This is a genomic window from Phycicoccus duodecadis (assembly GCF_002846495.1).
Taxonomy (GTDB): Bacteria; Actinomycetota; Actinomycetes; order Actinomycetales; family Dermatophilaceae; genus Phycicoccus; species Phycicoccus duodecadis.
In genome coordinates, this window is sequence record NZ_PJNE01000001.1 from 1,209,852 (window position 1) to 1,224,769 (window position 14,918).

Here is a 14,918-nt window from a genome sequence, read left to right on the forward strand (position 1 = left end):
CGGAGCACGGTGATGACATGAACCGACACGTCCACGCGTACCCGACCTTCGCCCAGGAGCTGCTGGCGGCCCGCGCCGCGCTCGGACCGCAGGAGGTCGTCGGTCTCGCACTCCGCGCCGACCGCCGTCGCCGCGGCCTCAGCCAGCGGGCCTACGCGAGGCTGCGGGGTTGGTCACCGTCCTGGGTCGCCCGGCTGGAGTCGGCGGCGGGGCGGCTGAAGCTCGACGACCTCGTCGAGGCGCTCGAGGGGACGGGCTACGAGCTGGCCGTGTGCGAGACGAGCCACCCGCGGGACGACCCCGGCGACGACGACGAACCGCGGCCGCCTCCCGTCCCCGGTGGTGCCGCGCTCCCCGTCCCGGTCCCCGCGGACCACTGGGACCGTACCGAGCTCATCGCACGGGTGCGGGGCGGCGGGCGCCGCTTCCCGGCGCATCACCTGATCCAACAGGTGAGCTACCCGCCGAACTGGTGGTGGGGAACCGAGTCGACGCAGGCGGGCAGCGTCGCACCGCACTGGTACGCCGACCCCGGCTGGGGCGCGTCCGAACCTCGTCAGGCGTCGTGACCCGTGGGGGGCGCCGGTCGTCAGAGGGTCTGACCCACCAGGACGGGCTCGTTGACCAGGGTCACGCCGAACGCGTCGCGCACGCCGTCGCGCACGGTGCGGGCCAGCGCCACCACGTCCTCGGCGCGGGCCGAGCCGCGGTTGGTCACGGCCAGGGTGTGCTTGGTCGAGAGTGCGGCCGGCCCGGGCATCCCGTAGCCCTTGCCGAACCCGGCCCGCTCGATGAGCCACGCGGCCGAGGTCTTGACCCCGCCGCCGGCCTCCGCGAACCGCGGCGGGGCCGGGGCGTCGGCTCCGAGCCGGGCGGTCACGCGCCGCTCCAGCTCGTCGGCCTCGACCTCCGAGAGCACCGGGTTGGTGAAGAACGAGCCGCACGACCAGGTGTCGTGGTCGGCGGCGTCCAGCACCATCCCGCGGCGGCCCCGCTGGGCCAGCACGGCGGCGCGGGCGTCGGCCAGCGGCACCCGCTCCCCCACCTCGACGCCCAGCTGGGTCGCCAGGTCGCCGTAGCGCACCGGCGCCGAGAGGTCCCCGAGCACGAGCTGGAACATCACGTCGAGCACCACGTACCGGTCGGTCCCCTTGAAGAGCGAGTGGCGGTAGGTGAACCGGCAGTCGTGCGACGACATCGTGCGGACCTTCTCCTCGAGGCGGTCCCAGACCCGCACCCGCGCGATGGTCTGCGACACCTCCTGGCCGTAGGCACCCACGTTCTGCACCGGGGTGGCACCGGTCGACCCGGGGATGCCCGACAGCGCCTCGACGCCCGACCACCCCTGACCGACCGCGAGCTCGACGAACGGGTCCCACGGCTCCCCCGCCGCGACCGTCACCGAGGCCCCGCCGCACTGGTCGGCCGAGTCGACCTCCACCCCGCGCGTCGCGACCTTCACGACCGTGCCGGCGACTCCCTCGTCGGGCAGCACGAGGTTGGACCCGCCCCCCAGCACCAGCAGCGGCTCGTCGGCGTCGTCGACCTCACGGACCGCGTCGACCAGCTCGTCGGTGGTCTCGACGACCACCATGCGCTCGGCTGGGCCGCCGACCCGCATCGTGGTGTGCCCCGCGAGGGGCTCGCCCGCCAGCTCTCGCATCAGTCGAGGCGCACGACGGCGACGCAGCGCCCGAGCACCTTCGCACCGTCGGCGCTCACCGTGAGCTCGACCGTGACCCGGCCGGCCTCGACGTCCACGCCCTTGACCGTGCCCTCGACGACCAGCTCGGTGCCGGTGACCGGCACCACCACGGGCTTGGTGAACCGCGTGCCGTACTCGACCACGCGGCCGGCGTCACCGGCCCACTGCGAGACCACGGAGCCGGCCGCGCCCATCGTCCACATGCCGTGGGCGATGACGTCGGGCAGCCCGACCGAGCGGGCGAACTCCTCGTCCTGGTGGATGGGGTTCTGGTCACCGGAGGCGTTCGCGTAGGCGACGAGGGTCTCGCGGGTGACGGGCACCGTCACGGGGCCGACCGTCTCGCCGACCGAGACCGTGGCGAGGGCGCGCGCGGCCATCAGCCCTCGCCTCCCCGGACGACGATCGTCGAGACGCAGGTGGCGAGCGCCTCGCCCCCGGTCGTCGCGAGCTCGGTGCGGGTGGTGACCATCGAGTGGCCGCCGGCCTGGCGGACCTGGTCGACGGTCAGGGTGCCCACGACCTCGTCGCCGGCCGTGATGGGCCGGTGGTGGACGAAGCGCTGCTCGCCGTGCACGACGCGGCTGTAGTCGATGCCGGCCTCGGGGTCGGTGACGTAGGCGCGGTCGGCCGACTGCGCGAACCGCACGGCCATCGTGGGGGGCGCGATGACGTCGGCGTAGCCGGCCGCGCGGGCCGCCTCGGGGTCGGTGTGGACGGGATCGTCGGCGCCCACGGCAGCGGCAAAGGCGGCCACGAGGGCGGCGTCGACGGGGTGCGGCCCGTCCGGCGGGTAGGTGCGTCCGACGAAGTCGGCGTTGACGGCCATGCCCTCACTCTAGGGGCGCCCGGGCGGTCGGGCGGGACCCGCCGCACACGCGACGAGGCCGCCGGCACCGTGTGGTGCGGGCGGCCTCGTCGGGTGACGCGCTGGGGTCAGCGGGTCTCGCGGTGCGCGGTGTGCTTCTGGCAGCGCGGGCAGAACTTCGCCAGCTCGAGCCGGTCGGGGTCGTTGCGCCGGTTCTTCTTGGTGATGTAGTTGCGCTCCTTGCACTCCGTGCACGCCATGGTGATCTTGGGGCGGACGTCGGCGCTCTTGCTGGCCACGGGGCAACCTGCTCTCGGAAAACGATGGTGGATCGGTGGGCGGCGCGGACCCGGGAGGGCCCCACGCGCATCAGCACAACAGGGTACGCGACCCCGGTGTTCCCGGGAAATCGCGAGCCCTTGCGTAGCGGGAGCGGGGCTCGATCCCGCGACCTCACGATTATGAGTCGTGCGCTCTAACCAGCTGAGCTACCCCGCCTTGGGAACGACCGAAGCCCCCTCTCGGGGAGCTGGACTCCGGGCGGACCAGAGCCCCCTGTCGGAATCGAACCGACGACCTTTTCCTTACCATGGAAACGCTCTACCGACTGAGCTAAGGGGGCGTTCGCCGGGCGTCGGAACGCTCGGCAGCGCGACGGAGACATTACAGGGTCACGCTCGGTCCAGTGAAATCCGGGACTCCACCAGCGCCGGTCCGTACCAGGTGAGCAGCCGCCCGGACACCATCCGCGTCGGCACCCGGGTGAACGCCTCGGGCCCGTCGGCGGCGGTGAACTCGTACGGCTCGTCGGGCAGCAGCACCTCGTCGGCGAGCGCCGGGTCGTCGAGGGACCCCACCTCGGCCGCCGGGTAGCGCCCCGGCCCGGTCCCGCCCACGACCTCGTAGCCCAGGCGGGCGAGCAGGTCGGCGGTGAACGTGGGCCGACCCACGACCATCCACGGGTCGCGCCAGATCGGCACGACCACGCGGGCGCGCGGCGCGGGCACCGGGCCCTCCCAGGCGGCGTCGGCGTCCGTCAGCCAGCCGGGGGCCCGGACCCCCACCCCCTCGACCAGCAGGCGCCGCATCGACGCCAGCGCCTGCGGCACGGTCTCGATGCCGGTGACCCAGACGGCCAGGCCGCGCTCGCGCATCCGGCGCACGTCGAGCTCGCGGTTCTCCTCCTTGTTGGCCACGACCAGGTCGGGTGACAGGGCGGCCACCGCGGCCAGGTCGGGGTTCTTGGTCCCCCGCACGCGCGGCACGTCGAGGCCCACCGGGTGGGTGCACCAGTCGGTCGCCCCCACCAGCCGGTCGGGGCAGGTGACGGCGAGCGCCTCGGTGAGCGACGGGACCAGCGACACGACGCGGCGCGCCGGCCCCGCCAGGGGAACCGGCGCGCCGAGGTCGTCGAGGAGCGGCACGGGGGTCAGCGCGGCGCCATCCGCAGCGAGCCGTCCATCCGGATGACCTCGCCGTTGAGGTAGTCGTGGTCGATGATCGCGAGCGCCAGCTGCGCGTACTCCTCGGGGCGGGCGAGCCGCTGCGGGAACGGCACCCCGGCGGCCAGGCCGGCCCGGAACTCGTCGGACACGGTGGCGAGCATCGGGGTCTCGACGATGCCGGGGGCGATCGTCATGACCCGGATGCCGTACTGCGCGAGGTCGCGCGCGGCCGGCAGGGTGAGCCCGACGATGCCGCCCTTGGAGGAGGAGTACGCGGCCTGCCCGACCTGGCCGTCGTAGGCGGCGATGCTGGCGGTGTTGACGACGACGCCCCGCTGGCCGTCGGCGTCGGGCTCGGTGGCGGCGATGGCCTCGGCCGCGACCGTCATCACCACGAAGGTGCCGACCAGGTTGACCTGCACGACCTTGGTGTAGAGGTCGATCGAGTGGGTGCCCTTGCGGCCCAGGATGCGCGCCGACGGCCCGATGCCGGCGCAGTTGACCACGACGCGCAGGGGCCGGGCCGGGTCGCCGGCCGCCTCCGCGACCGCTGCGCGGACGTCGGCCTCGGACGTGACGTCGGTGGGCACGTAGGTGACGCCCTCGACCTCGGGGCCGGCCGCGCAGGCGTCGGGCAGGTCGAGGGCGACGACGCGGGCGCCCGTACCGGCCAGGGCGGCGGCGGTGGCCGCGCCCAGACCGGAGGCGCCACCGGTGACGATGGCGGAGATGTCGGTGGTCTGCATGCTCGTCATCCTGCCACCGGGAGCGGGGGCGGCGGCGGGGGCGGCCCGTCGGACCGGCGCCGTACGGTGGCCCCATGACGCTGCGCATCGGTGGACACGTCGACCAGGCCGACCCGGTGGCCGAGGCCGCCGCTCGCGGGGCCACGCTGAGCCAGTTCTTCCTCGGCGACCCGCAGAGCTACAAGGGCCCGGTCGTCGAGTACGCGGGGGGTGCCGCAGCGCTCAAGGCGGCGGCCGAGGCGGCCGGCGTCGACCTCTACGTGCACGCTCCGTACCCCATCAACGTCGCCTCCACGAACAACCGCATCCGCATCCCGGGCCGCAAGCTGCTGCAGCAGCACCTGCACGCGGCGGCCGAGATCGGCGCCAAGGGGGTCGTCGTACACGGCGGGCACCTGGGCAAGGACGAGGACGCCGGCGTCGGCTTCGACAACTGGCGCAAGTGCGTCGACGGCCTCGAGATGCCGGTGCCGCTGCTCATCGAGAACACCGCCGGCGGCGACAACGCGATGGCGCGCCGGCTCGAGGCCGTCGAGCGGCTCTGGGAGGCCGTGGGGCGAGCCGAGGGCGGCGACACCGTGGGGTTCTGCCTCGACACCTGCCACGCGCACGCCGGGGGCAACGACCTCGGCAGCGTGGTCGAGAGGGTCCGGGCGGTGACCGGGCGCATCGACCTGGTGCACTGCAACGACAGCCGCGACGAGTTCGACTCCGGCGCCGACCGGCACACCAACCTCGGCGCGGGGCACATCGACGGCGCCGACCTGGCCGAGCTCGTGCGCACCGCCGGCGCCCCGGTGGTCGTCGAGACCCCCGGCGGGGTCGAGGGTCAGCGCGCCGACATCGACTGGCTGCGCGCGCGCCTCTGAGCCGGGCCGCTCCCCGGCCGCTCTCCTGGGGTACCGCCGTCTCAGACGTTGCGGCGGTACTGCCCACCCACCTCGAAGAACGCCTCGGTGACCTGCTGGAGCGAGCACACCCGGGCGGCCTCCATCAGCACCGCGAAGACGTTCTCGCCCGATGTGGCGGCGGCCTTGAGCCGGGCCAGCGCCTGCTCGGCCTCCTCGCGGTGGGCCTCGCGGAAGGCCTGCACCCGGGCCAGCTGCGACTCCTTCTCGGCGTCCGTGGCGCGGGCCAGCTCGACCTCGCGGGGCGAGGCGTCGGCATCCGGGCGCACGAAGGTGTTGACCCCGACGACCGGCAGCGAGCCGTCGTGCTTGCGGTGCTCGTAGAGCATCGACTCGTCCTGGATGCGGCCGCGCTGGTAGCCGGTCTCCATGGCCCCGAGCACGCCGCCGCGCTCGGAGATGCGGTCGAACTCGGCCAGCACGGCCGCCTCGACGAGGTCGGTCAGCTCGTCGACCACGAACGAGCCCTGGAGCGGGTTCTCGTTCATCGCCAGGCCCCACTCCTTGCCGATGATCAGCTGGATGGCCAGGGCGCGGCGCACCGACTCGGTGGACGGGGTCGTCACGGCCTCGTCGTAGGCGTTGGTGTGCAGGCTGTTGGCGTTGTCGTAGATCGCGATGAGCGCCTGCAGCGTGGTGCGGATGTCGTTGAAGTCCATCTCCTGCGCGTGCAGCGAGCGGCCCGACGTCTGCACGTGGTACTTCAGCTTCTGGCTGCGCTCGTTGGCGCCGTACTTCTCGCGCATCGCGACGGCCCAGATGCGCCGGGCCACGCGGCCGATGACGGTGTACTCGGGGTCCATCCCGTTGCTGAAGAAGAACGACAGGTTGGGCGCGAAGTCGTCGACGGCCATCCCGCGGGCCAGGTAGGCCTCGACGTAGGTGAACCCGTTGGCGAGGGTGAAGGCGAGCTGGCTGATGGGGTTCGCCCCGGCCTCGGCGATGTGGTAGCCGCTGATCGAGACCGAGTAGAAGTTGCGGACCTGGTTCGCGATGAACCACTCCTGGATGTCGGCCATCATCCGCAGCGAGAACTCGGTGGAGAAGAGGCAGGTGTTCTGGCCCTGGTCCTCCTTGAGGATGTCGGCCTGCACCGTGCCGCGTACCGTGGCCAGCGCCCGGGCCCGCACCTCGTCACGCTCCGCGTCGGTGGCGGCGCGGCCGTTCTCCTCCTCCCACGCCTCGACCTCACGGTCCATGACGGTGTTCAGGAAGAACGCCAGGATGGTCGGCGCGGGCCCGTTGATCGTCATCGAGACGCTCGTGGAGGGGGAGGTCAGGTCGAAGCCCGCGTACAGCTCCTTCATGTCATCGAGCGTGGCCACCGAGACCCCGGAGGTGCCGACCTTGCCGTAGACGTCCGGGCGCGGGTCGGGGTCGCGGCCGTAGAGGGTCACCGAGTCGAAGGCGGTCGAGAGCCGGGTCGCCGGCTGTCCCTCGGAGAGCACCCGGAAGCGGCGGTTGGTGCGGGCCGGGTCGCCCTCGCCCGCGAACATCCGGGCCGGGTCCTCGCCGTCGCGCTTGAACCGGAAGACGCCGGCGGTGAAGGGGAACCAGCCGGGGAGGTTCTCGCGCCGCAGGAAGGTCAGCAGGTCGCCGTCGTCGTGGTAGCGCGGCAGCGAGACGCGGCGGACCGGGTTGCCCGACAGCGACTGCCGCACCAGGGCGGTACGGATCTCGCGGTCGCGGACGGTGACGACCTGCTCGTCGCCGGAGTAGTCGGCCACGGTGTCGGCCCACTGGGTGAGCTGCGTGGCCACGGCGGGGGGAAGCTCCTCGCGCGCGGCGTCGAGGAGCGCGTCGAGGTCGGTGGTGTCCTTGCCGGCGAGGGCGAGCGCCTCGCGCGCGTCGCCGAGGCGCTGCAGCCGCCGGGCGGTGTCGGCCCAGCGCTCGGTCTCGGCGTGGTAGCCGCGCACGGTCTCGGTGATCTCGGCCAGGTAGCGCACCCGCTGCGGCGGTACGACCTGGCGCAGCACGGTGGAGTGCCGCACGTCGACCGCGGGCAGCGAGGGCTCGCCCACCGGCAGCCCCTCGGCCGCCAGCCGCCCGCGCAGCTCCTGATAGAGCGCGGTGACGCCGTCGTCGTTGAAGGTCGCGGCCGAGGTGCCGAAGACCGGCATGTCCTCGGGGCGCTTGCCGAAGGCCTCGCGGTTGCGCACCATCTGGCGGCCCACGTCGCGCAGAGCGTCGAGGGCGCCGCGCCGCTCGAACTTGTTGATGGCCACGACGTCGGCGAGGTCGAGCATGTCGATCTTCTCGAGCTGGCTGGCGGCGCCGAACTCGGGCGTCATCACGTAGAGGTTGACGTCGGCGTAGGAGGTGATGGCGGCGTCGCCCTGGCCGATGCCGGGGGTCTCGACCACGACGAGGTCGTAGCCGGCGGCCTTGAGCACGGTGAGGACGTCGTCGAGGGCCTCGGGCACCTCGCGGCCACCGCGGGTGGCGAGGCTGCGGAAGTAGACCCGGTCGCCGTCGAGGCTGTTCATCCGGATGCGGTCGCCGAGCAGGGCGCCACCGCCGCGCCGGCGGGTGGGGTCGACCGCCACGCAGGCGATGCGCAGCTTGTCCTGCTGGTCGACGCGCAGCCGCCGGACCAGCTCGTCGGTGAGGCTGGACTTGCCGGAGCCACCGGTGCCGGTGATCCCCAGCACGGGCACGCGGCGGGCCTGTGCGGCCCGCTGGAGCGCGCCGCGCATGGTGTCGTCGAGGTGGCCGGTCTCGGCCGCGGTGAGGGCTCGCGCGACGGCCGAGCGCTCGCCCGCGAGGACGGCCTCGACGGTGGTGGGCGCGGCCTCCCAGAGGTCGGTGTCGCAGGCGGCGATCACCTGGTTGACCATGCCGGGCAGGCCGAGGCGCTGGCCGTCCTCGGGGCTGAAGATGGTGACGCCGGCCTCGCGCAGCCGGGCGATCTCGGCCGGCACGATGACACCGCCGCCGCCGCCCACGACCTTCACGTGGGGCGCACCGGCCTCGCGCAGCAGCTGGACGAGGTACTCGAAGTACTCGACGTGCCCGCCCTGGTAGGAGCTGACCGCCACCCCCTGGACGTCCTCCTCGACCGCGGCGTCGACGACCTCCTGGACCGAGCGGTTGTGCCCGAGGTGGACGACCTCGGCCCCCTGGCTCTGCATGATCCGCCGCATGATGTTGATCGAGGCGTCGTGCCCGTCGAACAGGCTCGAGGCCGTGACGATGCGGACGGGGTGGGTGGGGACGTGGAGCCCCTGCTCGGTCGGCTGCGCTGCCATGGCGGTCCTTCGGTCGAGGGTCTCCCCGAATAGTAGGACGTCCTAGTACCTACCGGGAAGTCACGGGCGCCTCGACACCGGCGGCGGGAGGTCAGGCCCCCGCGGCGTGCGCGGCGAGCCAGTCGACCGCCTCGGAGTAGCCGGCGACCCCGCGCCCGATGACGTGGTGGTCGCAGACGTCGGTGAGGTAGGAGTGGTGGCGGAACTCCTCGCGGGCGTGGATGTCGCTGATGTGCACCTCGACCCGCGGTACCCGGCAGGCCGAGAGCGCGTCGCGCAGGGCCACCGAGGTGTGCGTGTAGCCGGCGGCGTTCACGACCATTCCGGCGATGCCGGCCCGCCCCTCCTGCACCCAGTCGACCAGCGTGCCCTCGTGGTTGCTCTGCCGGAAGTCGACCGTCAGGCCGTGACGCGCCGCGGTGGCCACGCAGAGCCGCTCGACGTCGGCCAGGGTGTCGTGGCCGTAGACCGCGGGTTCGCGCTCGCCCAGCAGGTTGAGGTTGGGGCCGTTGAGCACGAGCACGGTGCGGTCGTCCATGCCCAGGGAGCATGCCACCTCCGGCCGCGGTGGGTCGCGCCGGTTCGTCAGCGGCGGTAGGTGTCGGTGAGGATGCCGTCGCAGCTCCCCGGGGTGGCGAGGGCGGACCGGGCGGCAGCGGCGCGCGAGCGACCGAGGTTCCAGGACAGGGCGTCGTCGGTGCGCCCGGAGCTCGTGGCCTCGGGGTCCGGGGCCTCCAGGATGCAGCCCGCGACGTCGGCGGGCAGCCGCTGCGCGATGACCGGGGCGGCATCGGCCGAGAGGGTGGAGAGGTACAGGGTGTCGATCCGCCCGGAGGCCTCGAAGCGGTCGATGTTCTGGCCGGCGACCCAGGCGTCGGGGTTCATCGCCGCGAAGCCCAGGGTGAAGACGGCGCCGCTGACCAGTACGGCCCGCGGCACCCAGCGCCACGACAGCGCCATCACCCCGACCAGGAGCATCAGGACGACCAGCCCGAGCCAGAGCTCGAAGCCGTCGACGAAGACCCGCAGCGTCGTGTAGCCGAACGCGTCCTGGTACAGCGACATCCGGTACAGGGCGGAAGCCACGACGGCCAGGGTGAACAGGCCGAGCGCCCCGAGCAGGCCGCGCGCCGCCAGCCGGTCCCGGGTGGTGTCACGCGCGGCGACGCGCAGGGTGAGCGTCATGACCAGCACGGTGAGGGCGGTCGCAGCCGTCAGCTGGCCGAAGCCCTGGTGCACGTACTCGGCATGGGTCAGGCCGGTCTGGCGGCGCAGGTAGGCGTCGCCACCCCACATCGCGGTGGTCTGCGCGGCGAGGAAGGTGGCGAACAGGAGCACGACGACGCCCACGGGTACGGCCCACTCCCACACCGGCCGCGCCCGCAGCCGCGGCGGCAGCGCCACCAGGTCGACGGCCGGCGGGTTGAGCGCCAGGTAGGCCCCGGCGAGCGCCACGCCGGCCACGAGGACGAACACGAAGGTCCGCAGCACGATCGCGTCCCAGCCCAGGTCGGGGACCAGGGCCGCGGCCCACGAGCCGAAGAGCGCGTCGCCGGTGGCGAAGAGCCCCCCGAAGACGACGAGGACGACCAGGCTCACGGCGAGGGTCCGCAGCACCGGCCAGAGGAGGCCGACGCGGCTGGTGGCACTGACGGTGCGCGCGAGCAGCGGCAGCCCGCGCAGCCCCGACAGGGGCCAGGCGGCCCAGCTGGCGAGGACGGCGAGCAGGCCGTGCGCGCGGGTCAGCGCGGCGGCGGCGACGGCGGCCCCCGCCAGCACGGAGAGGGTGACGACCCCGCCGGCGTCGCGCAGGGTGACGACCAGCGCCAGCAGCACCGCCAGCACGCCGCCGGCGACGGTCCAGGGGTCACGGCGGTGCCGGGCGACGGCCCACATCAGGGCGCCGGTGGCGAGCATCACCACCGAGGTGGCCAGGCCGAGGCCGCGGTAGGGCCAGGTCAGCGCCGCGAGCAGCCCGATGACGAGGGCGGCGGCGACCACGCCGACGCGGGGGCGGGCGTCGCGCTCGGGCCACAGCCCGTCGAGGGCGCCGCGGCCTCCCCCGCCGTACGGGCCGACCGGCGTCGGAGCGGGCGCTGGGGGGGCGGTGGTCGGCACGGTGGCCTCCTGGGGAGCGGTGACGGTGAGCGGGACGGAGGAAGGAGCAGGGGCCACGGCAGCGGCAGCGGCGGCGCGCAGGTGCGAGGGGCGGTCGGCCGCGGGGGCGGTCGGCAGGGTGACGAGCAGCAGGGCCCCCCGCTCGCCGGGGGGCGTCGGCACGGCCTCGACCCGGCCCCCGTGGAGGTCGCAGACCCACCGCACGATGGCGAGCCCGAGGCCGGTGCCACCCGCGGCGTCCGACCCCGTGCCGAAGCGCTCGAAGACGCGGTCGGCCTGCTCGGGCGGGATGCCCGGCCCGTCGTCGCGCACCTCGAGCACCCATTCGGCGGGCCCGGCGCGCCGGGCCGAGACGTGCACCCGGCCGCCTGCGGGGCTGTGCCGCACCGCGTTGTCGACGAGGTTGGCGACCAGCTGCGCCAGCCGCGCGGGGTCGGCCGAGACGGTGAGGTCGGCCGGCTCGACCAGCGCCTCCACCCGCGCCCCCCGCCCGGCGACCCCCGCCTCGGCGAGGCACCGGTCGAGCAGGGCGCGCACCGCCACCGGCGCGAGGTCGAGCGGCGCCACCCCGGCGTCGACCCGCGAGAGGTCGAGGAGGTCGCCCACCAGGGTGCTGAGACGCTCGGCCTGGGCCAGCGCCGCCTCGAGGGCGGCCTGGTCCGGCGCCGAGACCCCGTCGACGAGGTTCTCGAGCAGCGCGCGCTGCGCCGTGAGCGGCGTGCGCAGCTCGTGCGAGACGGTGGCGACGAGGCGCCGGCGCTCGAGGTCGGCGCCCGCCAGGTCGGCGGCCATGGCGTTGAAGGCGCGCCCGAGCTCGCCCACCTCGTCCGACGAGCTGGCCCGCACCCGCTGCCCGTAGTCGCCAGCTGCCATCCGGCGGGCGGCGGCCGTCATCTCGCGCAGGGGCGAGGTCATCCCCCGGGCCAGCCACTGGGTGACGCCCAGCGCCGCGGCGACGGTGACGGGGACGCTGGTCCACCACGCCACCCCGGCGCTGTCGGCGATGGCCGCGACGAGCACGGCCACCAGCACGCTGACGCCGACGAGCAGGCCGAGCTTGACCTTGATCGACGAGACGCCGTCGAGCGGGCGGTCGGTCCTCATCGGTCGGCCTCGAGCGCGTACCCGACCCCGTGCACGGTGCGCACCCGGTCGGCGCCGATCTTGGCGCGCAGGGCCTTGACGTGGCTGTCGAGGGTGCGGGTGCCCGACGCGTCGCCCCAGCCCCACACCTCGCGCATCAGCGCCTCCCGCGAGCGCACGGTGCCGGGCTCGGCGGCCAGGGCGCACAGCAGGTCGAACTCGAGCGGGGTCAGGTGCACCTCTCCCCCGTCGACGCTGACCCGGCGGCTGGCGGGGTCGACGACCAGGCCGGCGAGGTCCATCCGGCCGGTCGAGCGCGCGAGCTCCTCGGCGCGCTCGACCCGGCGCAGCAGGGCGCCCAACCGGGCGATCACCTCGCGCATCGAGAACGGCTTGGTCACGTAGTCGTCGGCGCCCACTCCGAGCCCCACCAGCAGGTCGGTCTCGTCGTCGCGCGCGGTGAGCATCAGCACCGGGACCGGGCGGACGGCCTGGATGCGGCGGCAGACCTCGAGCCCGTCGAAGCCGGGCAGCATGACGTCGAGCAGGACGGCGTCGGGCGCGTGCTCCTCGAAGGCCGCGACCGCCGAGGGGCCGTCGCCCGCCTGGTGCACGGTGTACCCCTCGGCCCGCAGCCGGTCGGTGACGGCCTGGTTGATCACCGGCTCGTCCTCGACGACGAGCACGCTGCGGCCGGCCTGCTTCCCCTCGGTCATGTCGACGAGCGTAGGGATGCCGGCCTGGAGGGCGCTCGCCCTCGGTGTGGAGATCGTGTGAAGGTGGGTCGCCCGCTCGGGCTCAGGCCGAGTGGCGGTGCTGGCTGCGGAAGGCGCTGGGTGAGACCCCCGTGCCCCGGGTGAAGTGGTGGCGCAGCAGCGCCGCGGTGCCGAACCCGGAGCGCCGGGCGACCTCCTCGACCGGCAGGTCGCTCTCCTCCAGCAGCTCACGGGCGCGCAGGACCCGCTGGTCGGTGAGCCACTGGTGCGGGGTGGTGCCGGTCTCGGCCACGAAGCGCCGGGCGAAGGTGCGCTCGGACATCGAGGCGAGGCGCGCCAGGTCGGCCACCGTGTGCGGGTCGTCGAGCCGCTCGGTCATGTGGGCCAGCACCTCGCCCAGCGACTCGCACTCGGTGGTCGGGACGGGCCGCTCGACGTACTGGCGCTGGCCGCCGTCGCGGTGCGGCGGCACGACCATCCGCCGGGCGATGCGGCCGGCCACGCCCGCCCCGAGCTCGGTGCGCACGAGGTGGAGGGCTGCGTCGATGCCGGCCGCGGTGCCGGCGCTGGTGATGACGCGGCCCTCCTGGACGTAGAGGACGTCCGGGTCGACCGTCGCGCGGGGGAAGCGCTCGGCCAGGTCGGCGGCGTGCCGCCAGTGGGTGGCGCAGCGGCGGCCGTCGAGGAGCCCCGCGGCGCCGAGGGTGAACGCGCCGGAGCAGACCGAAAGGATCCAGGCGCCCCGGTCGGCCGCCTCGCGCAGGACCCGGACCACCTCGGGCGACGGCTCCCTCGCGGCCCCGCTGGCGGGGACCGCGACGAGGTCGGCGTCGGCCGCGGCGGCGAGCCGGTGCGGCGCCGAGACCGTGGTGCCGTTGCCGGCGTCGAGGAGGCCCGGCCGCTCGGAGCAGACCCGGTAGTCGAAGGGCGGGCAGCCGTCGTCGGTGCGGTCGATGCCGAAGACCTCGGCCAGGACCGCGTACTCGAAGAGCTGCACCGGCTCCTGGAGGAGCACGGCCACGGAGCGGAGTGCCATGCACCGCAGTATGGCAGGAAATCGACGAGAAGCGACAGGCCTGCCACTCGTGGCGGGATATGTGCCAGGCGCAATATCGTGCCATGGATATCTCCCAGCTCCTCGACACCGCGTCCCCCGTCGCCGCCGCCCTCCTCGTGACGGGCCCGGTGGTCTACCTCCTCGAGCGCACCCACCGGCGCGCATCCCGCGCCGCGGGCGGCCGGCTCGGCCTGCCGGCCGGCGACCCCGACGTCCGCCGCACGCGCGACGAGCTGCGGTTCCGCGCGGCCGAGGAGGGACGCCCGGAGCCCACCCGGGGTACGGCGACGGCCCCGGTGCCGAAGCTCCGGGGCCGTCGTCACGTGTGGGTCAGCGCCCCCAGATGAGCCATCCGATGACGAGACCGACCACACCCGCCACGGCGTACGGCGCGTAGGTCCGGGCCAGGACCGGCAGCACGGCCGACCCCAGGTCCAGGGCGTCGTCGCCGGATGCCGGCCGCGGCCGCGGGGCCGGGGACGGCGCGGCAGCAGGAGCCGGGGCGGCGGCCGGAGCCGGAGCCACCGGGGCGGCGGACCCGGCCGGGTCGACCGGCGCCGCCGAAGGGGTCTCCGCCACCGTGGACGCCGCGGCCGGAGCCTCGGTCGTCGCCGTCCCGACGGCCGGAGCCGCCCCGGAGTCGGCCAGCTCGCCCTCGATGCACGCCACGAACTGGCCGAGCAGCTTGTCGGAGACGTCCTGCATGACCCCGCGGCCGAACTGGGCCGGCTTGCCGGTGACCGCGAGGTCGGTGACGACGTCGACCAGGGTGCCGGTGCCCTCGGGCGTCAGCTGGATCTCGACGGTGGCCCCGGCCGTGCCGTTGCCCCGCTTGTCCTTGCCCTTGGCCTCGATCACCGCGTGGTGGGCGGCGTCGTCCTTCTGGACGAACTGACCCGAGCCCGAGTACTGCAGCGCGATCGGGCCCAGCTTGACCTTGACCGTCCCGCTGAAGTTCTCGCCGGTGGCCTCGGTGACGGTGGCGCCGGGGAAGCACCCGCCGACCCGCTCGAGGTCCATGAAGGTCGCCCACGTCGTGTCGACGTCCGCGGGGACCGAGAACTGGTGCTTCAGCTCCATGCGG

General features: G+C 74.4%; 15 protein-coding genes and 2 tRNA genes. 3 read left to right on the forward strand and 14 right to left on the reverse strand.

Translation table 11 applies throughout. The annotated features are described in order from the left end of the window. Positions 1 to 17: 17 nt before the first annotated feature. Positions 18 to 569 (forward strand): helix-turn-helix domain-containing protein, encoded by a 552-nt coding sequence (locus tag ATL31_RS05600; RefSeq protein ID WP_101394904.1) that lies wholly within the window; start codon positions 18 to 20, stop codon positions 567 to 569. A 20-nt stretch (positions 570 to 589) separates the two neighbouring features. Here ATL31_RS05600 and ATL31_RS05605 read toward each other — a convergent pair whose 3' ends face one another. The 8 genes from ATL31_RS05605 to ATL31_RS05640 all read right to left on the reverse strand — a co-directional run bounded on the left by ATL31_RS05605 (position 590) and on the right by ATL31_RS05640 (position 4,704). Then, positions 590 to 1,663: a UDP-N-acetylmuramate dehydrogenase gene (locus tag ATL31_RS05605; RefSeq protein ID WP_101394905.1), complete on the reverse strand. Its 1,074-nt coding sequence runs from the start codon at positions 1,661 to 1,663 to the stop codon at positions 590 to 592. Next, positions 1,663 to 2,085 carry a MaoC family dehydratase gene (locus ATL31_RS05610; protein WP_101394906.1) on the reverse strand — a complete coding sequence of 141 codons (423 nt, stop codon included), beginning with the start codon at positions 2,083 to 2,085 and terminating at the stop codon, positions 1,663 to 1,665. The genes ATL31_RS05605 and ATL31_RS05610 overlap by 1 nt, the downstream gene beginning before the upstream one ends. Beyond that, positions 2,085 to 2,534, reverse strand: coding sequence for an FAS1-like dehydratase domain-containing protein (locus ATL31_RS05615; protein ID WP_101394907.1), 450 nt, complete (start codon positions 2,532 to 2,534; stop codon positions 2,085 to 2,087). The genes ATL31_RS05610 and ATL31_RS05615 overlap by 1 nt, the downstream gene beginning before the upstream one ends. A 107-nt stretch (positions 2,535 to 2,641) precedes the next feature. Continuing rightward, on the reverse strand, positions 2,642 to 2,812 hold the full coding sequence (gene rpmG, locus ATL31_RS05620; RefSeq protein WP_055815378.1) for a 50S ribosomal protein L33: 171 nt from the start codon (positions 2,810 to 2,812) through the stop codon (positions 2,642 to 2,644). A gap of 125 nt (positions 2,813 to 2,937) precedes the next feature. After that, positions 2,938 to 3,011: transfer RNA gene (locus ATL31_RS05625), tRNA-Met, on the reverse strand. Between the two features lie 51 nt (positions 3,012 to 3,062). After that, positions 3,063 to 3,135 (reverse strand) — tRNA-Thr (locus ATL31_RS05630). Positions 3,136 to 3,184: 49 nt separating this feature from the next. Then, on the reverse strand, positions 3,185 to 3,937 hold the full coding sequence (locus ATL31_RS05635; RefSeq protein WP_101394908.1) for a helical backbone metal receptor: 753 nt from the start codon (positions 3,935 to 3,937) through the stop codon (positions 3,185 to 3,187). Positions 3,938 to 3,942: 5 nt separating this feature from the next. Then, positions 3,943 to 4,704, reverse strand: a complete 762-nt coding sequence (locus ATL31_RS05640; protein WP_101394909.1) for an SDR family NAD(P)-dependent oxidoreductase — start codon at positions 4,702 to 4,704, stop codon at positions 3,943 to 3,945. Between the two features lie 74 nt (positions 4,705 to 4,778). Here ATL31_RS05640 and ATL31_RS05645 point away from each other — a divergent pair, with 74 nt between their 5' ends. Beyond that, the gene (locus ATL31_RS05645) at positions 4,779 to 5,573 is read left to right on the forward strand and encodes a deoxyribonuclease IV (RefSeq protein WP_101394910.1); all 795 of its coding nucleotides are present in this window, start codon (positions 4,779 to 4,781) and stop codon (positions 5,571 to 5,573) included. Between the two features lie 41 nt (positions 5,574 to 5,614). Here ATL31_RS05645 and icmF read toward each other — a convergent pair whose 3' ends face one another. The 5 genes from icmF to ATL31_RS05670 form a co-directional block, all read right to left on the reverse strand. Further along, entirely contained in the window at positions 5,615 to 8,860 is a 3,246-nt protein-coding gene (gene icmF, locus ATL31_RS05650) for a fused isobutyryl-CoA mutase/GTPase IcmF (protein ID WP_101394911.1), read from the reverse strand. 91 nt (positions 8,861 to 8,951) lie between these two features. Continuing rightward, positions 8,952 to 9,398, reverse strand: coding sequence for a type II 3-dehydroquinate dehydratase (gene aroQ, locus ATL31_RS05655; protein ID WP_101394912.1), 447 nt, complete (start codon positions 9,396 to 9,398; stop codon positions 8,952 to 8,954). A 47-nt stretch (positions 9,399 to 9,445) separates the two neighbouring features. Then, complete coding sequence (locus ATL31_RS05660; RefSeq protein ID WP_101394913.1) at positions 9,446 to 12,082, reverse strand: DUF4153 domain-containing protein; 2,637 nt, start codon at positions 12,080 to 12,082, stop codon at positions 9,446 to 9,448. Next, positions 12,079 to 12,777 (reverse strand): response regulator transcription factor, encoded by a 699-nt coding sequence (locus tag ATL31_RS05665; protein ID WP_101394914.1) that lies wholly within the window; start codon positions 12,775 to 12,777, stop codon positions 12,079 to 12,081. The genes ATL31_RS05660 and ATL31_RS05665 overlap by 4 nt, the downstream gene beginning before the upstream one ends. A gap of 82 nt (positions 12,778 to 12,859) precedes the next feature. Further along, the gene (locus ATL31_RS05670; protein WP_101394915.1) at positions 12,860 to 13,813 is read right to left on the reverse strand and encodes a GlxA family transcriptional regulator; all 954 of its coding nucleotides are present in this window, start codon (positions 13,811 to 13,813) and stop codon (positions 12,860 to 12,862) included. Between the two features lie 83 nt (positions 13,814 to 13,896). Here ATL31_RS05670 and ATL31_RS05675 point away from each other — a divergent pair, with 83 nt between their 5' ends. Then, a complete protein-coding gene (locus tag ATL31_RS05675; protein WP_101394916.1) occupies positions 13,897 to 14,181 on the forward strand; it encodes a hypothetical protein in 285 nt (94 codons plus the stop codon). On the opposite strand, the gene ATL31_RS05680 is transcribed toward ATL31_RS05675, so the two are convergent. Next, positions 14,165 to 14,914: an SRPBCC family protein gene (locus ATL31_RS05680; RefSeq protein ID WP_101394917.1), complete on the reverse strand. Its 750-nt coding sequence runs from the start codon at positions 14,912 to 14,914 to the stop codon at positions 14,165 to 14,167. The genes ATL31_RS05675 and ATL31_RS05680 overlap by 17 nt on opposite strands. Between the last annotated feature and the right edge of the window lie 4 nt (positions 14,915 to 14,918).

Bases quoted from the DNA above. Each gene is read 5' to 3' on its own strand.
- ATL31_RS05605 (WP_101394905.1), bottom strand. From the start codon at position 1,663: ATGCGAGAGCTGGCGGGCGAGCCCCTCGCGGGGCACACCACGATGCGG.
- ATL31_RS05615 (WP_101394907.1), bottom strand. From the start codon at position 2,534: ATGGCCGTCAACGCCGACTTCGTCGGACGCACCTACCCGCCGGACGGG.
- aroQ (WP_101394912.1), bottom strand. From the start codon at position 9,398: ATGGACGACCGCACCGTGCTCGTGCTCAACGGCCCCAACCTCAACCTG.
- ATL31_RS05680 (WP_101394917.1), bottom strand. From the start codon at position 14,914: ATGGAGCTGAAGCACCAGTTCTCGGTCCCCGCGGACGTCGACACGACG.
- ATL31_RS05640 (WP_101394909.1), bottom strand. From the start codon at position 4,704: ATGCAGACCACCGACATCTCCGCCATCGTCACCGGTGGCGCCTCCGGT.
- ATL31_RS05660 (WP_101394913.1), bottom strand. From the start codon at position 12,082: ATGAGGACCGACCGCCCGCTCGACGGCGTCTCGTCGATCAAGGTCAAG.
- ATL31_RS05645 (WP_101394910.1), top strand. From the start codon at position 4,779: ATGACGCTGCGCATCGGTGGACACGTCGACCAGGCCGACCCGGTGGCC.
- ATL31_RS05675 (WP_101394916.1), top strand. From the start codon at position 13,897: ATGGATATCTCCCAGCTCCTCGACACCGCGTCCCCCGTCGCCGCCGCC.
- ATL31_RS05600 (WP_101394904.1), top strand. From the start codon at position 18: ATGAACCGACACGTCCACGCGTACCCGACCTTCGCCCAGGAGCTGCTG.
- ATL31_RS05670 (WP_101394915.1), bottom strand. From the start codon at position 13,813: ATGGCACTCCGCTCCGTGGCCGTGCTCCTCCAGGAGCCGGTGCAGCTC.
- ATL31_RS05610 (WP_101394906.1), bottom strand. From the start codon at position 2,085: ATGGCCGCGCGCGCCCTCGCCACGGTCTCGGTCGGCGAGACGGTCGGC.
- ATL31_RS05665 (WP_101394914.1), bottom strand. From the start codon at position 12,777: ATGACCGAGGGGAAGCAGGCCGGCCGCAGCGTGCTCGTCGTCGAGGAC.
- icmF (WP_101394911.1), bottom strand. From the start codon at position 8,860: ATGGCAGCGCAGCCGACCGAGCAGGGGCTCCACGTCCCCACCCACCCC.